Below are 20,346 nucleotides of genomic sequence, written 5' to 3'. Positions count from 1 at the left end.
GCATGTTTTCAGAACAAAAGAAACGACCATTTTTTAAACGAAAAATGGGGATCGTCCTGTTATCTGTACTTGCTGTGATCATCATTGCAGCATTATCAGGTTTTTTATATGTAAAATCAGCACTCGGGCCGGTCGATCAAAAAAGCAAACAAACCATTAATATTCATATTCCAAATGGGACATCTGTCAGCGGAATTGCGAGCATTTTAAAAGAAAATGAGCTGATTTCAAATGACACGATTTTCACTTACTATGCAAAGTACAAAAAAGCGTCAGGCTTTAAAGCGGGCTATTTTCATCTCAAACAAACAATGGATGCGGATCAGCTAATTCAAAAGCTGACATCTGGCGGGACAGATTACGCATTTCAGCTTGTGATACCTGAAGGGAAACAGTTGTCTGATATTGCAACTATTATCGCAAACCAGACGAATTTTTCAGCGAAGGAAGTTGAAGCGAAGCTGGATGATCCAGCCTTTATTAAAAAATTGATGAAAAAATACCCGAAAACGGTGACATCACAAGTGAACGGGAAACAGGTCAAGCATCCGTTAGAGGGATATTTATTCCCGGCGACGTATCCGTTTTATCGTGAGGATGAATCACTTGAAACCATCATTGACACGATGATTAAACAAACAGATCAATATGTGAAAACGTATGAAAAGGACATGAAAAAGAGAAAGATGTCCATCCATGATGTCCTAACGATGGCATCCCTGATAGAAATGGAAGCAACCGAAAAAACAGACCGGTCAAAAATCTCAAGTGTGTTTTATAACCGGTTGAAAAAGGACATGCCGCTTCAAACAGATCCAACCGTTCTTTATGCGCTTGGCGAGCATAAGTCCCGTGTTTATTACAAAGATTTAAAAGTGAAATCACCTTATAATACGTATACAAACAAAGGACTGCCGCCTGGACCTATTGCCAATGCTGGAGAATCTTCTTGGAAAGCAGCACTCCATCCAGAGAAAACAGATTTTGTTTACTTCCTAGCAAAGAAAAATGGGGAAGTCGTCTTTACGAAAACGTTAAATGAGCACAACAAAGCGAAAGCGAAATACATCACAGGCAGCAACTAGCGCTCATGTGAGAGGAAAAAGACTGTAGACAATGGTGAAATTGCCTGCAGTTTTTTTCGTTGTTATATCCATTTTATAGATTCGCAATTACCACATCTTTGTGGTAAAATATATCGGGTTGTTTTTACTTAGATGAACGAAAGATTGACGAGAAAGAGAGCTGCAGCAGGCAGGACTCTTCTTTTTCAGGTCATGAAGGAGCTAGACATATAATGACAATCGAAGATGATCAAATAAATGATTATATTGAAGATTTAATTGAGCCGAGTCCTGATGCCATCGCTCAATTAGAGGAGTATGCGAAAGAGCATCATGTGCCAATCATGGAAAAGGTGAGCATTGAACTGTTATTGCAGCTGCTTTCTTTGAAAAAACCGAAGAAAATTCTTGAGGTTGGGACAGCGATTGGCTATTCAGCGATTCGAATGGCAGAAGCTCTGCCAGATGCTGAAATCTATACGATTGAGCGAAATGCGAAACGTTATGAGGAAGCGACACGAAATATTGAAGAATTACATTTCAAAGATAGAATTCACGTGTTTTTTGGCGATGCGATCGAATCAGCTAAAACGGTTCAGACGATGGCGCCCTATGATGTGATCTTCATTGATGCGGCAAAAGGCCAGTATCAACGCTTTTTTGAGCTGTTTGAACCGATGCTGTCCGATGACGGAATGATTATTACAGACAACGTATTATTTAAAGGCTTAGTTGCGACAAATTATGAAGAAGAAATTGAAGATAAACGAAAAAAACAATTAATAGGCAAAATTGATCGATACAATCAATGGCTGATGTCAAATCCTGACTACCAAACGTGTATCATTCCGGTTGGAGATGGGATCGCTATTAGTACAAAAAGAGGTGACCAATCATGAAAAAACCAGAATTGCTTGTGACGCCAAGCAAGGTGTCGGATGTACTGCCGCTCATTGAAGCGGGTGCTGACGCATTTTTAATAGGTGAACAAACATATGGAATCCGTCTTGCAGGTGAGTTTTCAAGAGAAGATGTGAAACAAACGGTTCAACTCGCACATGCACATCACAAAAAAGTATATGTCGCCATGAATGCGATTTTTCATAATGACCGTGTGGCACTGCTTGGAGATTATTTAACCTTTCTCGATGGGTTAAACGTGGATGGTGTCGTTTTTGGAGATCCGGCAGTGATCATGGCCGCAAAAGAAACAGGTGTCAACTTGAATCTGCACTGGAGTACAGAAACAACTGGGACAAACTATTACACTTGTAACTACTGGGGCAGAAAAGGCGCAACACGTGCTGTTCTTGCCAAAGAACTCAATATGGATAGCGTGATTGATATCAAAGAAAACGCCGAAGTGGAGATTGAAATTCAAGTCCACGGCATGACCTGTATGTTCCAATCCAAACGGACACTTGTTGGCAACTATTTTGAGTATCAAGGCAAACAAATGGACGTGGAAGGCAGAAATATGGAAGAAGGTCTATTCCTTCACGACCAGGAGCGTCAAAACAAATATCCTATTTTTGAGGATGAAAATGGCACACACATTATGAGTCCAAATGATGTATGTATGATTGATGAATTGGAAAAATTTGTCGACGCGGGCATTGACTCATTTAAAATTGACGGAATTTTAAAGTCACTTTCTTATATGACAGAGGTGACATCCCTCTATCGAAAAGCCATTGATTTACTAGTGACTGATAAGGAAGCCTATGAAGATCAGAAAGATGAATGGGTGGAGCGTATTGAAGAGATCCAGCCTGTCAACCGTTCAATCGATACAGGGTTCTTCTTTAAAGAAACGGTTTATTAAGATAAAAGGAGGCAGAGGAAATGGCACTTTTAAAAGATGGAATTTCTGAAATGATCGATGGAAAACGTGTCATTACAAAAAAACCAGAACTGCTAGCGCCAGCAGGAAACTTAGAAAAACTAAAAATTGCTGTGCATTATGGAGCGGACGCTGTTTTTATTGGCGGGAAAGAATTTGGACTTCGTTCAAATGCAGATAACTTTTCAATCGAAGAAATGGCAGAAGGTGTCGCATTTGCGAACAAATACGGTGCTCGTATTTATGTGACAACGAATATTTTCGCCCACAACGAAAACATGGACGGGCTGGAAGAATATCTTCAAGGGATTGAAGGAGCGGGTGTAGCGGGAATTATTGTCGCTGATCCACTCATCATTGAAACATGCAAACGAGTAGCTCCAAAGCTTGAAGTTCACTTGAGCACACAGCAGTCACTTTCAAATTGGAAAGCGGTGCAGTTTTGGAAGGAAGAGGGGCTTGAGCGTGTGGTCCTTGCACGTGAAACAAGCGCCCTAGAGATTAAAGAAATGAAAGAAAAAGTGGATATTGAAATTGAAACGTTCATTCACGGGGCGATGTGTATTGCTTATTCTGGCCGCTGCGTGCTCAGTAACCATATGACAGCGAGAGATTCAAACCGCGGAGGCTGCTGCCAATCTTGCCGCTGGGATTATGATCTTTATAAACAAGAAGGCTCTGAGGAAGCGCCTTTATTCAGTGAAGAAGACGCACCATTTGCGATGAGTCCAAAAGATTTAAAACTCATCGAATCCATACCGCAAATGATCGAAATGGGAATTGATAGCTTAAAGATCGAAGGACGAATGAAGTCCATTCATTATGTAGCAACAGTTGTCAGTGTCTATCGTAAAGTCATTGATGCTTACTGTGCGGATCCAGACAATTTCGTCATTCAACAAGAATGGCTCGATGAATTAGACAAATGTGCCAACCGTGACACGGCTCCTGCCTTTTTTGAAGGTGTACCAGGAACGGATGAACAAATGTTTGGCATTCACGGAAAGAAAACGACCTTTGATTTCGTCGGTCTTGTACTTCATTATGATGAACAAGAACAAATTGTCACATTACAGCAGCGTAATTTCTTTAAAGCTGGCGACGAAGTTGAATTTTTCGGTCCAGAAATCGAAAATTTCACATGCAAGATTGAGACAATTTGGGACGAAAAAGGGAACGAACTCGATGCCGCTCGTCATCCACTGCAAATTGTGAAATTTAAGCTTGATCAAAAAGTATACCCTAGCAACATGATGAGAAAGGGGAAGTAACCGGCACATGGGGAAAAAACCAGTGGTGATTGGAATCGCTGGCGGCTCGGGTTCAGGTAAAACGAGCGTCACCAATTCCATTTACGAAAAATTTAAAGGACATTCAATCCTCATGCTTCAGCAAGATTTATATTATAAAAATCAAAGTCATATGCCATTTGAAGAGCGCCTGCTGACAAACTATGATCATCCGCTTGCATTTGACAATGACCTGATGATTGAGCATGTAGAAGCGCTGCTAAAGTACGAGTCCATTGAAAAACCAATTTATGATTTTAAACTAAACACACGTTCAGAAGAGACGGTACATGTTGAACCAAAGGATGTCATCATCGTTGAAGGAATCTTTGCTCTTGAAAACGAACGTCTAAGAAACTTAATGGATATTAAACTGTATGTGGATACAGATGCAGATCTTCGGATCATTCGCCGTATTTTACGTGATACGAAAGAAAGAGGCAGATCGATTGATTCCGTGATTGAACAATATGTATCTGTCGTCAGACCGATGCACAATCAATTCATTGAACCGTCAAAACGATACGCGGATATCATCATCCCAGAAGGCGGTCAAAATCATGTGGCCATTGACCTCATGGTGACAAAAATTCAAACGATTCTTCAAAACCGCGGAGAGTAAATGGTGGAGAAGAACAAAGACCTTTACGACGTAAAGGTCTTTTCAACATCCTGCTCTTGTAGTTAATACTTTAGTAATGGCTAGTCCGAAATCATCGGTGAGCATTGTAAGAAGCAGTCCCTGAGTAAAAGATTTGATATGATAGGAAAACAATGCTGCGAAATGGAGACAGGAAAATCACGATGGGATGCTGAAAGTTTCAGTTATTCCTGCTTTGTAAAAGTATATTAAAAAAACGACAAACAAATCATCACAAATTTTCAAACAATTCTTGATCAAAATGCAATTTTGTAATAATATAGCATAGACATATCGTACACTGACCATATTATGTATTGGAAGATGGAGAATGGATAAGCTATTCTTCTACATATGATCGAAATGGCCGAACGAGGTACAGGAGCTTCCTGTGCCTTTCCACAGTTTGTGCGATGAAGATAATATATCATCATGAGACCGCTGCTGTTCCTGCCTAATAAAAAGGCATAATAGTTGCATCTAAAAGGGACGCCATGTAAGATGGACTTTTACGAATATGGGACAGAAGGAATGAGGGCCGGAATATGTCCTCATTCTTGTATATTTCAGTCGTCACTCACATGCAGAAAGCTTGTATGATGAGGATTAATAGAAGGAGTGAATGATTCATGGCACAAGAGAAAGTATTTCCAATGACAGAAGAAGGAAAGCGCAAATTAGAAGAAGAGCTTGAATATTTGAAAACGGTTAAACGTAAAGAGGTTGTAGAGCGTATTAAAATCGCTAGAAGTTTTGGAGACCTCTCTGAAAACTCGGAATATGATTCTGCTAAAGAAGAGCAAGCGTTTGTAGAAGGTCGTATTACAACGCTTGATAATATGATTCGTAATGCCAAAATTATTGAAGATGAAGGTAACTCAAATATTGTTTCACTCGGTAAAACGGTGACATTCGTTGAATTACCGGACGGTGAAGAAGAGTCTTATACGATTGTAGGAAGTGCAGAAGCTGATCCGTTTGAAGGCAAAATTTCAAACGATTCACCAATTGCAAAAAGCCTTTTAGGCAAACAAGTAGACGACAAAGTCACGGTTCAAACACCTGGCGGAGAAATGTTCGTCCAAATTGTAAAAATTTCATAATTACGTTTATACGATAAACACCTCGTCCACAATAGGGACGAGGTGTTTTTATGCTGAAAACAAGAAGAATCCAATGGACAGGTGTCATTATTTTTATCTTATTGCTCGGTCTCCTATTTAGACTAGCGGAAATTCAGTTGTTTTTCACAGAATCTTTTTCAAAGCTTGATATTAATTTGATCCAAGAAAGTGTCAGGCAGCGGACAGAAGAAGTAGTCATTTCAGACGGACGCGGCGAATTTTTAGATCGAAACGGCGAGGCACTTCTCACAAAAGAAGAGCCTGCGGTCATCATATTTCCTTTCCTGCAATATGACCTCCCTCACTTAAAGCAAACCGCTTCTATACTTGAGATGGAAGAAGATGAATTGAAGAGCCAGCTGACAGAAACGAAGAAACCACTCATTTTAAAAGATGATGTCACGAAAAAAAAGCTAAAAGACATCAATGATATGAAATATTCAGGTGTTTACGGCGTATATATGAAAGAGAAGGACAAAAAAAGACTTGCCCTCCACACATTAGGTTTCACAAGCGAGAATCCAGAACTCTTGAGAAAACGTTATCCGGACAAAAAAGAGCTTTCAATCCGCACTGAGATCGGTACATTCGGTTTGGAAAGTACATTTGACGAATTTCTATTACCAGAGCAAGACACAAAATTGTTATATCATGTGGACGGAAGGGGAAACCCTTTGTTTGGGATGGACGTCAAATATACAGCAGAAGCTCATTCGTTTTATCCGCTGCAAGTGCAGACAACCATGGACGAAGACATGCAGAGGGAAATGGAGAATGTTCTCAAAGCACAAGGTGTTGAAAAAGGCGGAGCGGTTTTGCTCGACATTCAAAATAGCAGTGTGCTGGCGATGGCGAGTGTTCCAAATGTGACCAGCAAAAACCGGCATGAGGCAAGAAATTACATGCTGACCGCAATGGCTCCCGGTTCTGTATTTAAAACGGTCGTACTTGCCGCAGCGATTGAAAAAAACTTGAACCAGCCACAAACGATGTATGATTGTCGAAAGAATTTATATGGAGAGCCAGAAGGAAAGCAGGAAGTACTGAATCTGTCTGAAAGCTTTGCGCAAAGCTGTAATTATACATTTGCGACACTCGCTGAGCAGCTCATCCAAACAGATGATCAAATCCTTGAAAAGACAGCTTCAAAGCTTGGGCTTGTGGATCGAGCCGGCTGGGAAGGGGATGTATACCATAAGCAACAATTCAAACAGTTTGATCGTGAAGAAACAGGCAGTGTGTGGGGAGATAAAAGAGACAAGCATGTCAAAAAAGCCATTGCGCAAACGGCGATTGGTCAAAAAAATGTCAAAACAACCCCCTTACAAATTGCCAATATGATGGCAACGATTGCAAGGGGCGGAGAACGAAAAGAAGTGAGGATTGCAGATAAAGTGATGTATCAAAACGGAACAACGATGCTATCCTTTCAAAACAAACGACCTGATGGTGACAGTATTGACCGCTATACAGCTCAAACCTTGCAAAAGTACTTAAGGCAGGTGGTGACGTCTGACAAAGGAACAGGAAGAAGATTTCAAGACCTACCGTTCCATATAGCAGGGAAATCAGGCACTGCCCAAACCGGCAGCAAAGACAAACAGGGGAATCCACTTTATCACAAGTGGTTTGCCGGATACTTTCCGGCAGAAAAACCAAAATACGCTCTCGTCGTTGTTCACCTTGATGAGGCAAGTGGCCGGGCTAAGACAAATGAAGCGTTTTATGATATTGTAAAAAAGGTCAATCAAATTGAAAAGAAACAGACATAGAACATCCCTTCATGTCATGTTAGAATAGTAACGACTTAGGGAACAGAGGCAAAGGAGTGCAGAGATTTTGAGTAGAAATTCTCGATTTGAACATCGTGATAAGCGCAGAAAGGCGAATATGGTGCTTAACATATTAATTGGTATCGTTGTGGTGCTTATTTTGGTTGTCGCATCGAGTTTGTTAATTTTTAATAGACCACCGAAAGATGTAGCCAACGAACCATCCAAAACAGCACCTGCATCGAGTGAAAATAAACAAAACTCAGAAGAAGATGTGAAAGATCAAAAGAAAGATACATCCGATGATGCGGATGCAAAAAAAGATGATTCATCTGATCAAAAAGACGATACAAAGAAAACAGATGATGAAGAAGAGCCAAACAAAGATGCGTTAAAAGATGCCACAGAAACAGATGGCGATAAAACAAGTGACGTAGACAAAACATATGAAAACGATAACTGGGAGCCTGTAGGAACAGAGCAATCGGGATCACATACAGCAACCTATGATGCTAACTCAAAAGACTGGAAAGAAATGATCAAAGCCATGTCCTATGCGACAGGGATCTCAGAAGATCAAATGACTGTTATTTGGTTAGGAAATAATGGAGGACCTCAAGATGCAAAAGGAACCATCCGTGATAAATCAACAGGTGAACGCTACCGTGTAGAAATTACGTGGGTGGACGAAAAAGGCTGGAAACCTGTGAAGGTTGAAAAATTAAAATAAAAAAGATGCATGCAAAAAGGCTAAAATGAACTTCATTTTAGCCTTTTTCTTCTTTTCAGCGTGATAGAAAACCTTTGCAGTCTAGGAAGGACTAGCACCGGCGCACAGACCTGACTGCCTACACGCTGATCTTTTTTTATGAGACATTCGCTTTAAAATGAACAACTGCTGTATACAAAATCTTATCATCAATGACAGTCGTTTGATGACTCACAGAATGAACAGTCAGCAAGATCGCCTGATTATGTTCAATTTGTTTTTGGATCTTTTGTTCAAGTTCTTTTAAAGACGTTGCTTCAAAAAATTCAATTTTGTCCTTTAAAAAATCCAGTTGAAAATCCATTTCATTCATCCCTCCATGCTCTAGATTCATCATAATCTCTCCCATTTAAAAGGGCAAATATTTTTCTACCCCACTCAGTATTTTTTAGTAGGAAAGAATCAGAAGATGTGGTAGGATAGGAACTGTTCGACGGAATAAAACATACTATACGGATAGGAATAAATAGATAAAGTGGAGGGAAAGAAAAATGGGACGTGAGTTTCTTTCTTTATTTGATCATTGGGCTGAATCTTATGATGACACTGTAAGTGGTCATGACGAGCAGTATAAAGAAGTGTTTCGCCGGTATCCGGCCATTCTAAAAGAGATTACTCGCCGTGCAGGTCAACATGTCATTGAGTTTGGAAGCGGCACAGGAAACCTAACAGCGGCACTGCTTCAAGCAGATAAGAAAGTGTTTGGCATTGAACCTTCAGAGGCCATGAAGAAAGCGGCTCTTCAAAAAGGAATACCAAATGTATTTCATGACGGGGATTTTTTATCGTTTCCATCTCCACCTTTTGAGCCAGATACGATCGTCAGTTCATATGCTTTCCATCATTTAACGGACGACGAAAAAAAACAAGCCATCTACACCTATGGCAACATCCTTCCCTCAGGTGGTAAAATAGTCTTTGCTGATACAATGTTTCAAAATCAAGCAGCACATCAAGCTGAAACGAACAAAGCGAAAGCCGCTGGGTTCGATCAGCTTGCAGAGGATTTAGAAACGGAATATTATCCATCCATAGGTGTGTTAAAGCAAATCTTTGAAGAAGAAGGTTTTAGCACATCTTTTCATCAAATGAATGATTTTGTGTGGATCGTAGAAGCGAAGAAAAGGGAATGAAAGGATGTTTTTGATTTGAAAATCGCAGTGATAGGTGCAATGGAAGAAGAAGTGACGATTTTAAGAGACCAACTAAAGAATGCCACACAAGAAAACATCGCTGGGTGTGAATTTACAACAGGTGTTTATGAAGATAAAGAAGTGATTTTATTAAAATCAGGGATTGGAAAAGTGAATGCAGCGGTCAGCACAACACTTCTGCTTGACCGCTTTCAGCCAGATTATGTGATCAATACAGGATCAGCTGGCGGTTTCCATCACTCATTAAATGTAGGTGATATTGTCATCTCTACAGATGTTAGACATCATGATGTGGACGTGACGATCTTTAATTACGAATATGGACAAGTGCCAGGATTACCAGCTGCTTTCATCGCAGATGATCAGCTTGTGAAGCTGGCAGAGGAATCTGCTTCAGAAATCGATCATATTCAAGTGGCAAAAGGAACGATTGCAACAGGAGATTCATTTATGGATGATCCTAGTCGTGTCGCGTTTGTGAGAGAGAAATTTCCAGAGCTGTATGCAGTGGAAATGGAGGCAGCAGCAGTTGCGCAAGTTTGCCATCTATTTGAAACGCCATTTGTGGTCGTTCGAGCGTTGTCAGATATTGCTGGGAAAGAATCCAATATCTCTTTTGATCAATTTCTAGAGCAAGCAGCGATTCACTCAACAGACCTTGTCCTGCGTATGATAAAGCAAACACAATAAAAGAAGGGGTTTCCCCCTTCTTTTCCATACAAAGGAAGGGATTTATATGGCTGTCATACATGATATTACGGAATTAATCGGCCACACACCGCTTTTAAAACTGTCAGGGATGGGTGTGCCGGCAGGTGTTGATGTTTATGCAAAACTTGAAATGATGAACCCAGGCGGAAGTATTAAGGATCGCTTAGGTGATATGCTGATTAAAGAAGCGCTGGCATCGGGCAAACTGCGCCCAGGCGGAACCATTATTGAAGCAACTGCAGGAAACACAGGCATCGGGCTTGCGCTAAGTGCAAGAAAACATCAATTGCATCCGATCTTCTGTGTACCAGAACATTTTAGTCAAGAGAAACAACAGCTCATGAAGGCGCTTGGTGCAGAGATTATTCATACACCAAGAAAAGATGGGATGAAGGGTGCGATTGATCGAGCCCTTGAACTAGAGGCAAGCCTTGACAATGCGTATTGTGTCTTACAATTTAAAAACCAAGTAAATCCATTGACTTACTATAAAACGCTCGGGCCAGAAATATGGTCTGACCTCCAGGGGAACATAGACGTGTTTGTAGCAGGAGCGGGCTCTGGCGGAACGTTTCAAGGCTGTGCTGCCTATTTAAAAGAGCAAAAAGAAGCGCTAAAAACAGTGATCGTGGAACCAGAAGGATCTATTTTAAATGGCGGAAAGCCGGGACCGCATAGAACGGAAGGAATTGGCCTTGAATTTATTCCAGATTATATGGAATCGACTTTATTTGACGAGATTTATACCGTCAGTGACGATGATGCTTTCCGAATGGTGAAAGAAGCAGCTGAAAAGGAAGGTGTTCTGCTCGGAAGCTCGTCTGGAGCCGCTCTATTTGCCGCTTTAGAGGAAGCGAAAAAGGCATCACCTGGGACAGTGATCGTGACCATTTTTCCTGATAGCAGTGAACGTTATCTAAGTAAAGGTATTTATGAGGGAGGAAAATAAAATGAAGCCAAAAACAATGATGATTCATAGTGGAATCACTGGTGATGAAAAAACAGGAGCGGTGTCGGTTCCTATTTACCAAGTCAGCACCTATAAGCAGCCTAAAGCAGGCGAGCACACTGGATATGAATATTCCAGAACTGCGAATCCAACAAGAACAGCACTGGAAACAGTCATTCGTGATCTTGAAGGCGGGGCAAACGGCTATGCATTCGGTTCAGGGATGGCTGCAATTACAGCTGTGATGATGCTGTTTAACAGCGGAGATCATATCGTACTGACTGACGACGTGTACGGCGGAACCTATCGTGTGATGACAAAGGTGCTCAACCGAATTGGCATTAAAGCCACATTTGTAGACACAAGTGATCCTGAAGCGGTGAAAAAAGCAATTTTACCAGAAACAAAAGCTGTCTATATTGAATCACCAACCAATCCATTGTTGAAAATGACCGATCTACAAGCCATAAGCCGGATCACAAAAGAAGCTGGCATCTTGATGATTGTCGATAATACGTTTTTTACCCCATATTTTCAAAAGCCGATTTCATATGGGGCTGACATTGTCTTGCACAGTGCCACAAAATATTTAGGCGGCCATAGTGATGTGGTGGGCGGACTTGTCGTGACAGCTACTGAAGAGCTTGGTGAAGAACTGCACTTTGTTCAAAACTCTACAGGCGGTATTCTTGGACCGCAAGATGCGTGGCTTCTAATGCGAGGGATGAAAACGCTCGGACTAAGAATGGAAGCACATCAACAAAACGCACAGAAAATCGCTGAGTTTTTAGAACAGCATCCTGCGATTACACGTGTCTATTACCCAGGTTTAACCGCTCACCCAGGTCATGAGCTTGCAAAAACTCAAGCAACAGGCTTTGGCGGTATGATTTCTTTTGATATTGGAAAAGAAGAAAATGTCGACGTGTTTTTAAGCCAATTGAAATTGTTTACAATCGCAGAAAGCCTAGGGGCGGTTGAAAGTTTAATCTCTGTTCCTGCTCGCATGACCCATGCATCGATTCCAAAAGAGCGCAGAGAAGAGCTTGGCATCACAGATGGTTTAATCCGTATTTCTGTCGGTATTGAGGATATTGATGACTTATTACATGATATTGAACAAGGGCTCGACGCAGTAACGAATGGATAGATTTACATGCCCCTCGCTTTCTCTCACTATGGTAAGCTATCAATAGACATTGATAACGGGAAGGTGAAACAAGTGAAGAAAAAGTGGGATGGTTTAGTGACAGATTACAAGCAATACGCTTTTATTTTGCTTGCTGTCAGCACCTTTTTATATATTGGTACGATTTTACCGAATCAGCACATAGAAGCATCACCAAAAATGCTGATGCTGGCAGTTGATTGTGTTTTCCTATTGGCTGCTTTTCTTTGCGTGAAACGTGCGATCTTTTTTCAAAAAAAGCTACAAGAACTAGATGAAGATTAAGTCGAAAAGTCTCCTCATATGATGAGGAGACTTTCAGCGTGTAGACAAACCCTCGCATTCTTTGTCAGTCCTGCGTGCCGGTGCTCACGAATTTCAAATTCGCTCCGCGCCGGTACTCGTCCTTCCTAGAATTCGAAGGTTTTCTATCACGCTGAAAAGAAGACAAAGGGCTAAAATCAAGTTCATTTTAGCCCTTTGTCAACAGTCTGAAGTTTCCTCATGTGATGAGGAAACTTTTTTTAATTGCACTGGATAATCGGACAAGAATCACTGTAGAAATTTAGTCAAACACACAAAAATCATCTAATTTACTAAAAACAGGTTTACAAAATGGTGCTTGCTGGATATACTTACAAAGTAATTAAAAACGTAAAGGAGGCTGAAGAATATGTTATTCGTATCTACTTGTGATCAATTCAACAACCAATTTCATCATGTCATCAGCCTGTGGAAGAGCTCGTGTCCTTCCTTTACCTTTTACGGTTCACGCTACAAAACTGTTTAAGTAAACGAGGATTTCACGTATCATCCATCGCAGGTTAGAAGACACTGTCTTTTGATCTGCATTTTTGTGTGCCCGCAGGTCAACTGATAAAGAAGATCTGCGGGCTATTTCGCGTGCTGCGAACTGAAGGGAGGTGAGCGTATATGACAATCCATTTATTTTTTATTACTTTGACGATCCAACGTAAATACAAGGACATTGAAACCGTTCTTTATGAACAACAAGTCGAAACGTTTTATGAAGAAATGAAGCAGAAACAACTAAAGTACATGAACTAAAAAGGACAATAAAAACATGAAAAGGAGGAGATTGACATGTTTATGATGCTTGCAATGCTTGATTGTTATACAAGGGAGAAGGACCAGGTTTAGACACGCTCCACATTGATCACCTGCACATATGATAACCGTAAAAGGAGATTGTGAGGTGATCAATGAATGTCGATGTCACCATATATGAGGTTTCCGTCAGTGGGGCACGGGTATGCGTCTATTCCGCATTCTTTAAAGCACGGATACGGCAATCCATACAGAATGCAAAGAGAGCAAGAAGAAATGCTCAGACGCTATATGTACAATTATCCAACTTATTGGTATTAAAGAAAAGGAGCAGGAAACGTTATCGTTTCCTGCTCCTTTTACATTAGCAAATCCAGCTTGCACCGATGATGATTAACAAAATGAACAGTACAACAAGCAATGCGAATCCGCCTGCAAAACCGCCACCGTAGCCACCGCAGTAGCCTCCAGAATAACCGCCAAAGCCCATAATCTAGCACCACCTTTATCTAATCAAGATACATTCATAAAATATGCAGCTCATGCAGAAAACGAAATCAATCTGAGCACAATTAATGAAAATGCCTATTTGTTTAAATATTTTTCATTACGTGCGAAACATTTTCAGAAAAGGTGCCGTCTAATAAAAGACAAAGAAATTAGGACTAGGTCTTAACTTTTGTTAGGCGAGAGCCGATATGAAAAGTAAGAAAATTCGTAAATAGTTTTATTTACTGGTGCAAAGCAGGTGTTGACATTGATTCAAAGCTGGATTGGAAAACAAATGAGGGAACCAAAGGGCTTGTTCTCAAAATGGGTTGCCCGCTATATGGAAAAAAATCATCATAATATCAATCAATGGACGATTCAACTCTTAAATATACAAGAAAACGACCGGATTTTAGAAATTGGTACTGGAAGAGGTATGACATTATCTAAAGTAGCGGAAAAACTTGACCGAGGAAAAGTATATGGAATCGATGCTTCGCGTCATATGGTAAAATACGCGAAAAGAAAACATAAGAGACTTGTCGAGCAGGAAAAAGCCGTTATCACACTTGGAAAAGCTGAGCAATTACCTTTTGAAGACAGATCATTCAATAAATTGTTCACAGTGCAGACCATCTATTACTTGCCAGATATCGAACAAGTCATGAAAGAGGTATATCGTGTTCTTCAAGTGGATGGAGAAGTATTCTTATCTTTTCAAAAGCAGGAACTAATGAAGGAACAAAAACGCTCACAGTCTCTTTCAACGTACAGTGAAGAAGACATCAGCTGTCTTTTTTCAGCGTATCACTTTAGAGACGTCTCTGTTTACCATTATGATACATACATCTGTATCAAAGCCTTAAAATGATGAAAATATTTCCCAGGTAATGAACAAGCACTCAAAAAAAGGCTCTTCGTCAGAAGGGCCTTTTTTGCATGTGGGAATTGATCATTCATCAATAAAAAAGACTCTTCACAAGAAGAGTCTTTTGCATTCATTTCATATGTAGGGGCCAGCCAGGTGTGTAAGGAATGATAGTATATATAAGGAATTTGTTTGTCGATTAAGGATACCTGTCTGGCTTATTCCTTATATCGACAATGTTCTGCAAATGTTTAGCTTTTTTTTCAATATTTTCTTTTTTATTTGACTGGAAAATACATTTTTCTCTCCTAGATAGACATTTGTCACTTATTTTTTGAGTCAATGTGCGGTTAAAAGAAGGAAAAAGCCCGAGAAAGAGAGAATTTTGGAGAGACTTCATTTTTAAACAAAAAGGGAGGAATGAAAACATGTCGGGAAACAAAGGTGTCGTTTACAAAGGAGCAGGAAATGTAGCAGTTGAGGATATTGGATACCCTGATTTGGTTTTAAGGGATGGCCCTGGTGTACCTAAAGCCAATGTTGGACGTAAGTGTGAGCATGGCGTCATTTTAAAAGTGGTGACAACAAACATTTGCGGGAGCGACCAGCACATGGTAAGAGGGCGTACAACTGCGCCTGAAGGACTTGTCCTTGGTCATGAAATTACTGGTGAAGTCGTTGAAGTTGGACGAGATGTAGAGTTTATCCAAAAGGGTGATCTCGTATCAGTTCCATTTAATATTGCCTGTGGTCGCTGCGTCATGTGTAAAGAACAAAAAACCCATGTGTGTTTAAATGTGAACCCCGATCGACCTGGATCAGCTTATGGTTATGTAGATATGGGCGGATGGGTTGGCGGCCAATCGGAGTACGTCATGGTGCCATATGCTGATTTCCAGCTGCTTAAATTTCCGGACAAAGATCAGGCGATGGAGAAAATACTTGATTTGACAATGCTTTCCGATATTTTCCCGACAGGTTTTCATGGTGCGTATTCGGCTGGCGTAAAACCAGGCTCTACTGTCTATATTGCTGGTGCAGGGCCAGTAGGTCTTGCAGCAGCGCATTCCGCTCAGCTCCTTGGCGCTTCTGCTGTCATCGTCGGCGATCTCAATGAACAAAGGCTCGAGCAGGCGAGAAGCTTTGGCTGCGAAACGATTAACTTACGAAAACATGATCGAATCGGTGAACAAATGACAAACATCCTTGGAGAGCCAGAAGTCGACTGTGCGGTCGATTGTGTCGGCTTTGAAGCATCAGGTCATGGAGATCAAGGAGAAGCACCAGCCACCGTTTTAAATACAATTATGGATATTACCAAAGTTGGCGGTAAGCTTGGAATTCCAGGACTTTACGTCACAGAAGATCCAGGTGCTGTGGATGAAGATGCAAAAGTTGGATCTCTGAAAGTGCGAATTGGACTTGGCTGGGCCAAAGCCCATACCTTTGTGACAGGCCAAACCCCTGTCATGCAATATCACCGCAGCTTGATGAAATCTATTTTAAGCGGAAGAGCACAAATCGCCAAAGCCGTTAATGCGACCGTCATTTCCCTTGATCAAGCCCCTAAAGGATATAGCGATTTTGATTCGGGTGTGGCGAAGAAATTTGTGATTGACCCGCATGGCATGATTTCTAAATAATGATCCATCGAAAAAAACTTACAGGATTTTTCCTGTAAGTTTTTTGTTTGTTACATATAAAAAGATGAAGCTTTTCTGCTACATTCCATGTCAATTGTTAGCCGTGCCTGAGTATATATTCCTCTGTTAAATCAACAAACGCCTTCAAAGCAGGAGACATCCATTTATTTTTATGCCAGAATAGTTGGATTTTCGTTGTGAGACAGGGTCCCATCCAATTGATTTTAATCATATGGCCTTCTGTTATTTCTCTTTTTATAGAAATTTCGGGAAGTACAGCAATTCCTAGACCAGCCATTACACATTTTTTAATGGCTTCTACATCTGCTAGTTCTAGTTTACTTCTCGGTTTTGCTCCTGCCTGTGTCAAAGAGTGTTCGAAGGCATAACGATAATCGCAGTCTTCAGTTAACAACAATCTTTGCTCGTCTAAATCGATAGGATGTACTTTTTGTTTTTTGCTCAATGGATTTGTTGGACAGCATACAATGGCCATCGGTTCATCTTTTAATTCTTTTACAATTAAATGTGAGGATACGACAGGATTCATCGATAATAGGGCGACATCAATTTGTCCTTCTAGTAATAGAGTTAAAACATCCTTTTCAGCTATTCCGGGACGGAAAATCAGTTCTACTTTAGGATACGTTGTTTGAAAGTCCGTTAAAATATGAGGAAGTCGATAGGTACATTGTGTTTCAGATGCACATATTCTCAAAATGCCGCTTGGCTCACTCATCCCGCCAACAGCCTCTAATGCTTCTCCTGTTAAACCTAAAATCTTATCCGTATAATCTTGAAACTTCATACCAGCTTCTGTTAAAATCACCCTTTTTCCAAGCCTTTCAAAAAGAGGGGTTCCTAACTCTTCTTCTAATGCAGCGATATTTGCCGTGATACTAGATTGAGCATAGCCAAGTATTTGTGCTGTTTTTGTAAAGTTTAATACTTTTGATGCTGTTTGGAACATCATCAGTTGCTTTATTTCCAACGTCAATTCCTCCTAAATCGGGTGAGCCGATTGATGCAATCAGAAAACTTCTATAGATAGATCATAACATTTTTACTATGATAAAAGTAGGCGCTTTCATTATTTAGAATGTTCAGATTTTATAGGGGGGATGGCTTTGTTTGAAACGATTGTCAATTCAATAAATGACTTTTTATGGACATATATTTTAGTCGTTATGTTAATAGGGATTGGAATCTACTTTACGGTGAGAATGAAGTTTATGCAAATTGTCTTACTAAAAGAGATCTTCCGTTCTATTTTTGAAAAAGCCCCAAAAATAAAAGGGAGTCAAGACATTTCTTCAATGCAAGCTTTCTTTATCGGAGCAGCGACGAGGATTGGAACTGGAAATATGGCAGGTGTTGCTATTGCTATCACAGTTGGTGGTCCTGGAGCTATTTTCTGGATGTGGTTTGCAGCAGTTTTAGGGGGAGCTTCTGCATTTGTCGAAAGCACACTCGCTCAAATATATAAAGTGAGAACAAGTGATGGTTTTAAAGGGGGGCCAGGCTATTATATACAAAAGCAATTTGGACTGAAATGGCCAAGTAGGATCTTTGCCTTTTCTGTTATTCTTAGTTTTGGCTTAATTTTTAATGCAGTACAAACGAACACCATCACAAATGCCTTTCGATATTCATTTGGTATCAGTCCAATTGGTATGGGGGTATTCGTAACCATTCTTACGGCTTTCATCATTTTTGGTGGTGTAAAGAGAATTGCCCGCTTTACCCAAATCATTGTGCCAATCATGTCCTCGTTTTATATTATCTTAGCACTTTATGTGATAGTGACAAATATCGCTGATGTACCCGCAGCATTAGCAAGTATTATGAAAAGTGCGTTTGGATTAGAGCAAATGGTTGGAGGCGGAATCGGCGCTGCAATAATGAACGGTGTCAAACGCGGTTTATTTTCCAATGAAGCAGGAATGGGAAGTGCGCCAAATGCAGCAGCTGCTGCCCATGTTTCACACCCAGTAAAACAAGGGTTTGTTCAATTATTAGGTGTATTTTTTGATACATTAGTTGTTTGTAGTTGTACAGCATTTATTATTATGCTATCAACAGTAGAAACAGCAGGTGATTTGTCAGGTATTGAAATTACTCAAGCTGCAATGGCGCAACATTTTGGTTCTTGGGCTAGTATTTTCTTAGCATTTGCGATCTTTACTTTTGCATTTAGCTCCATTGTAGGTGGCTACTATTACGGTGAAGCCAATATCGGTTTTATTCATCACAGTGTAACCGCGCTATTCGTGTATCGAATCACTGTTTTAATGATGATCATGTTTGGTGCTCTCGCCAACTTACAAATCGTTTGGACGTTAGCGGACTTGTCGATGGCGATTATGGCTATTGTTAACTTGGTTGCTATTGCGATTTTAGGCAAATTTGCTTTTGCGGCTCTAAATGATTACATGGGACAAAGAAAGGTAGGAAAGAACCCTGTTTTTTACGCTTCTACCATTCCAGGTTTAAAAGGAATAGAATGGTGGGGAGCAGAAAAACAAGCGATTAAATCAACAAATGAAGGGGTAGAAAATCAATGATAAATTTTGAATATGATTGTCATACGAAAATGATCATGGGGACTGGAAAATCTAAAGATATTGCCTCTATTGTAGAGGACATTGTTTTGCCTAGTGCTACAATTATGATTGTGACTGACCCTGGTGTAAAAAGCGCAGGATTGGTGACGCCTATTGAAGCATATTTGCAAGAAGCTGGTTATTCCGTTGTCGTCTTTGATCAAGTATCTCCAAACCCAAGAGATCATGAATGTCTAACGGGTGCAGAGCTCTTTAGAAAAGTACAAGCATCAGCGGTTATTGCGATTGGCGGAGGCAGCCCAATGGATACGGCAAAAGCCATTGCTTTATTAGGTCCAAATGGCGGTAATCCTGAAGAGTATATAGCAGGGAAGAAGGCGTATACAAATGTATCACCCTTAATTTGTATTCCAACCACGGCTGGAACTGGCTCTGAGGTGACCCGTTCATCTGTGATTACGTTAGCTGCTTCACATAAAAAAATCACCTTAAAACATGCCTTGCTTCGACCAACTATTGCGATTTTGGATCCTGCTCTTACTTCTACGGTGCCAAAAAGTATAACAGCGGCAACAGGTGTTGATGCACTGGTCCATGCGATTGAAGGCTATACATGTAAAGAAACAAACCCTATTTCTAAGGCGATGGGGGCAAGCGCAATGAAAACCATTGTGACCTATTTACCGAAGGCGTATGAAGACGGGTCTGATTTAGAAGCAAGATACAAAATGCAGGAAGGCAGTTTACTCGCTGGCTTATGCTTCGGTTCCGCTGATGTAGCAGCCGTGCATTGTTTAGCCGAAGCGCTCGGCAGTCTTTATGATACGCCTCATGGTATCGCAAATGCTGTGTTTTTACCTTATGTCATACAATTTAATGCAGCTGAAAACAAATCATTGCACATAGAGCTTGCAAACATCATGGGCTTTGCAGATAAAACGGATGCAGATGATGTGGCGATTCAAAAATTAATGGATGGTATGTATACATTCACAAAGAATTTAGGTATTCCATCACTAAAAGAATTATCTTATGTAAAAGTAGAAGATTTTGAAAAAATGGCTGAACTAGCAGAACAAAACAACTCTACAAAAAGCAATGTTCGTGCCGTTACGAAAGCGGACTACTTAGATATACTAAAGGCTGCTTTTTAAGTCATACAGAAAAAGAGCCGAATAGAATGACTGAATGATAAACACAAACTTTCCCAGACTTTACACAAGAAGCAAAC

The 20,346-nt window shown here is 40.5% G+C and carries 21 protein-coding genes and 1 pseudogene; 19 read left to right on the top strand and 3 right to left on the bottom strand.

The features are described from left to right. Window positions 1-2: 2 nt before the first annotated feature. The 8 genes from mltG to NST24_RS12470 all read left to right on the top strand — a co-directional run bounded on the left by mltG (window position 3) and on the right by NST24_RS12470 (window position 8,462). Window positions 3-1,085: an endolytic transglycosylase MltG gene (mltG, locus tag NST24_RS12505; RefSeq protein WP_024718365.1), complete on the top strand. Its 1,083-nt coding sequence runs from the start codon at window positions 3-5 to the stop codon at window positions 1,083-1,085. A gap of 212 nt (window positions 1,086-1,297) precedes the next feature. Further along, window positions 1,298-1,963, top strand: coding sequence for an O-methyltransferase (locus NST24_RS12500; protein ID WP_008342672.1), 666 nt, complete (start codon window positions 1,298-1,300; stop codon window positions 1,961-1,963). Then, entirely contained in the window at window positions 1,960-2,889 is a 930-nt protein-coding gene (locus NST24_RS12495; protein WP_342461843.1) for a peptidase U32 family protein, read from the top strand. Before NST24_RS12500 ends, NST24_RS12495 begins: the two co-directional genes overlap by 4 nt. Before the next feature lie 20 nt (window positions 2,890-2,909). After that, entirely contained in the window at window positions 2,910-4,178 is a 1,269-nt protein-coding gene (locus NST24_RS12490; RefSeq protein WP_342461842.1) for a U32 family peptidase, read from the top strand. Between the two features lie 7 nt (window positions 4,179-4,185). Next, the gene (gene udk / locus NST24_RS12485) at window positions 4,186-4,818 is read left to right on the top strand and encodes a uridine kinase (RefSeq protein ID WP_007501435.1); all 633 of its coding nucleotides are present in this window, start codon (window positions 4,186-4,188) and stop codon (window positions 4,816-4,818) included. Between the two features lie 647 nt (window positions 4,819-5,465). After that, window positions 5,466-5,939, top strand: coding sequence for a transcription elongation factor GreA (gene greA, locus NST24_RS12480; protein ID WP_007501433.1), 474 nt, complete (start codon window positions 5,466-5,468; stop codon window positions 5,937-5,939). Window positions 5,940-5,989: 50 nt separating this feature from the next. Further along, the gene (locus NST24_RS12475; RefSeq protein WP_342461841.1) at window positions 5,990-7,732 is read left to right on the top strand and encodes a penicillin-binding protein 2; all 1,743 of its coding nucleotides are present in this window, start codon (window positions 5,990-5,992) and stop codon (window positions 7,730-7,732) included. A gap of 67 nt (window positions 7,733-7,799) precedes the next feature. Further along, window positions 7,800-8,462, top strand: coding sequence for a YrrS family protein (locus NST24_RS12470; protein WP_342461840.1), 663 nt, complete (start codon window positions 7,800-7,802; stop codon window positions 8,460-8,462). Window positions 8,463-8,598: 136 nt separating this feature from the next. Here NST24_RS12470 and NST24_RS12465 read toward each other — a convergent pair whose 3' ends face one another. Beyond that, window positions 8,599-8,805, bottom strand: coding sequence for a YrzA family protein (locus NST24_RS12465; RefSeq protein ID WP_024718362.1), 207 nt, complete (start codon window positions 8,803-8,805; stop codon window positions 8,599-8,601). A 187-nt stretch (window positions 8,806-8,992) separates the two neighbouring features. On the opposite strand from NST24_RS12465, the gene NST24_RS12460 reads away from it, so the two are divergent. The 7 genes from NST24_RS12460 to NST24_RS12430 all read left to right on the top strand — a co-directional run bounded on the left by NST24_RS12460 (window position 8,993) and on the right by NST24_RS12430 (window position 13,872). After that, entirely contained in the window at window positions 8,993-9,634 is a 642-nt protein-coding gene (locus NST24_RS12460) for a class I SAM-dependent methyltransferase (RefSeq protein ID WP_342461839.1), read from the top strand. Window positions 9,635-9,649: 15 nt separating this feature from the next. Beyond that, window positions 9,650-10,345 carry a 5'-methylthioadenosine/S-adenosylhomocysteine nucleosidase gene (mtnN, locus tag NST24_RS12455; protein ID WP_039167112.1) on the top strand — a complete coding sequence of 232 codons (696 nt, stop codon included), beginning with the start codon at window positions 9,650-9,652 and terminating at the stop codon, window positions 10,343-10,345. A 46-nt stretch (window positions 10,346-10,391) separates the two neighbouring features. Then, entirely contained in the window at window positions 10,392-11,315 is a 924-nt protein-coding gene (locus NST24_RS12450) for a cysteine synthase family protein (RefSeq protein WP_024718360.1), read from the top strand. A 1-nt stretch (window position 11,316) separates the two neighbouring features. Next, complete coding sequence (locus NST24_RS12445) at window positions 11,317-12,465, top strand: bifunctional cystathionine gamma-lyase/homocysteine desulfhydrase (protein WP_327878395.1); 1,149 nt, start codon at window positions 11,317-11,319, stop codon at window positions 12,463-12,465. Window positions 12,466-12,537: 72 nt separating this feature from the next. Beyond that, window positions 12,538-12,768, top strand: coding sequence for a YrhC family protein (locus tag NST24_RS12440; RefSeq protein WP_017358091.1), 231 nt, complete (start codon window positions 12,538-12,540; stop codon window positions 12,766-12,768). 648 nt (window positions 12,769-13,416) lie between these two features. Beyond that, the gene (locus NST24_RS12435; RefSeq protein WP_008342648.1) at window positions 13,417-13,551 is read left to right on the top strand and encodes a YrzI family small protein; all 135 of its coding nucleotides are present in this window, start codon (window positions 13,417-13,419) and stop codon (window positions 13,549-13,551) included. Between the two features lie 165 nt (window positions 13,552-13,716). Further along, window positions 13,717-13,872, top strand: a complete 156-nt coding sequence (locus NST24_RS12430; RefSeq protein WP_223255651.1) for a hypothetical protein — start codon at window positions 13,717-13,719, stop codon at window positions 13,870-13,872. A gap of 43 nt (window positions 13,873-13,915) precedes the next feature. On the opposite strand, the pseudogene NST24_RS12425 reads toward NST24_RS12430, so the two are convergent. Further along, window positions 13,916-13,990 (bottom strand): annotated as a pseudogene (locus NST24_RS12425) (YjcZ family sporulation protein); the annotation flags it as partial. Between the two features lie 318 nt (window positions 13,991-14,308). Here NST24_RS12425 and NST24_RS12420 point away from each other — a divergent pair. Beyond that, entirely contained in the window at window positions 14,309-14,911 is a 603-nt protein-coding gene (locus NST24_RS12420) for a methyltransferase domain-containing protein (RefSeq protein WP_017367683.1), read from the top strand. A 425-nt stretch (window positions 14,912-15,336) separates the two neighbouring features. After that, complete coding sequence (gene fdhA, locus NST24_RS12415) at window positions 15,337-16,551, top strand: formaldehyde dehydrogenase, glutathione-independent (protein ID WP_017367682.1); 1,215 nt, start codon at window positions 15,337-15,339, stop codon at window positions 16,549-16,551. Between the two features lie 97 nt (window positions 16,552-16,648). On the opposite strand, the gene NST24_RS12410 is transcribed toward fdhA, so the two are convergent. Beyond that, complete coding sequence (locus NST24_RS12410) at window positions 16,649-17,542, bottom strand: LysR family transcriptional regulator (protein ID WP_342461838.1); 894 nt, start codon at window positions 17,540-17,542, stop codon at window positions 16,649-16,651. A gap of 130 nt (window positions 17,543-17,672) precedes the next feature. On the opposite strand from NST24_RS12410, the gene NST24_RS12405 reads away from it, so the two are divergent. Both NST24_RS12405 and NST24_RS12400 read left to right on the top strand, forming a co-directional pair. Beyond that, window positions 17,673-19,115 (top strand): alanine/glycine:cation symporter family protein, encoded by a 1,443-nt coding sequence (locus tag NST24_RS12405; protein ID WP_284725505.1) that lies wholly within the window; start codon window positions 17,673-17,675, stop codon window positions 19,113-19,115. After that, window positions 19,112-20,269 (top strand): iron-containing alcohol dehydrogenase, encoded by a 1,158-nt coding sequence (locus tag NST24_RS12400; protein WP_039167138.1) that lies wholly within the window; start codon window positions 19,112-19,114, stop codon window positions 20,267-20,269. Before NST24_RS12405 ends, NST24_RS12400 begins: the two co-directional genes overlap by 4 nt. Window positions 20,270-20,346 lie beyond the last annotated feature (77 nt).

The sequence above is a fragment of the Bacillus sp. FSL R5-0286 genome (genome assembly GCF_038593245.1).
In the GTDB taxonomy this organism is placed as follows: Bacteria; Bacillota; Bacilli; order Bacillales; family Bacillaceae; genus Bacillus; species Bacillus altitudinis.
The sequence above is the reverse complement of the archived record's forward strand: the minus strand, read 5'-3'. Positions and strand labels throughout refer to the sequence as shown.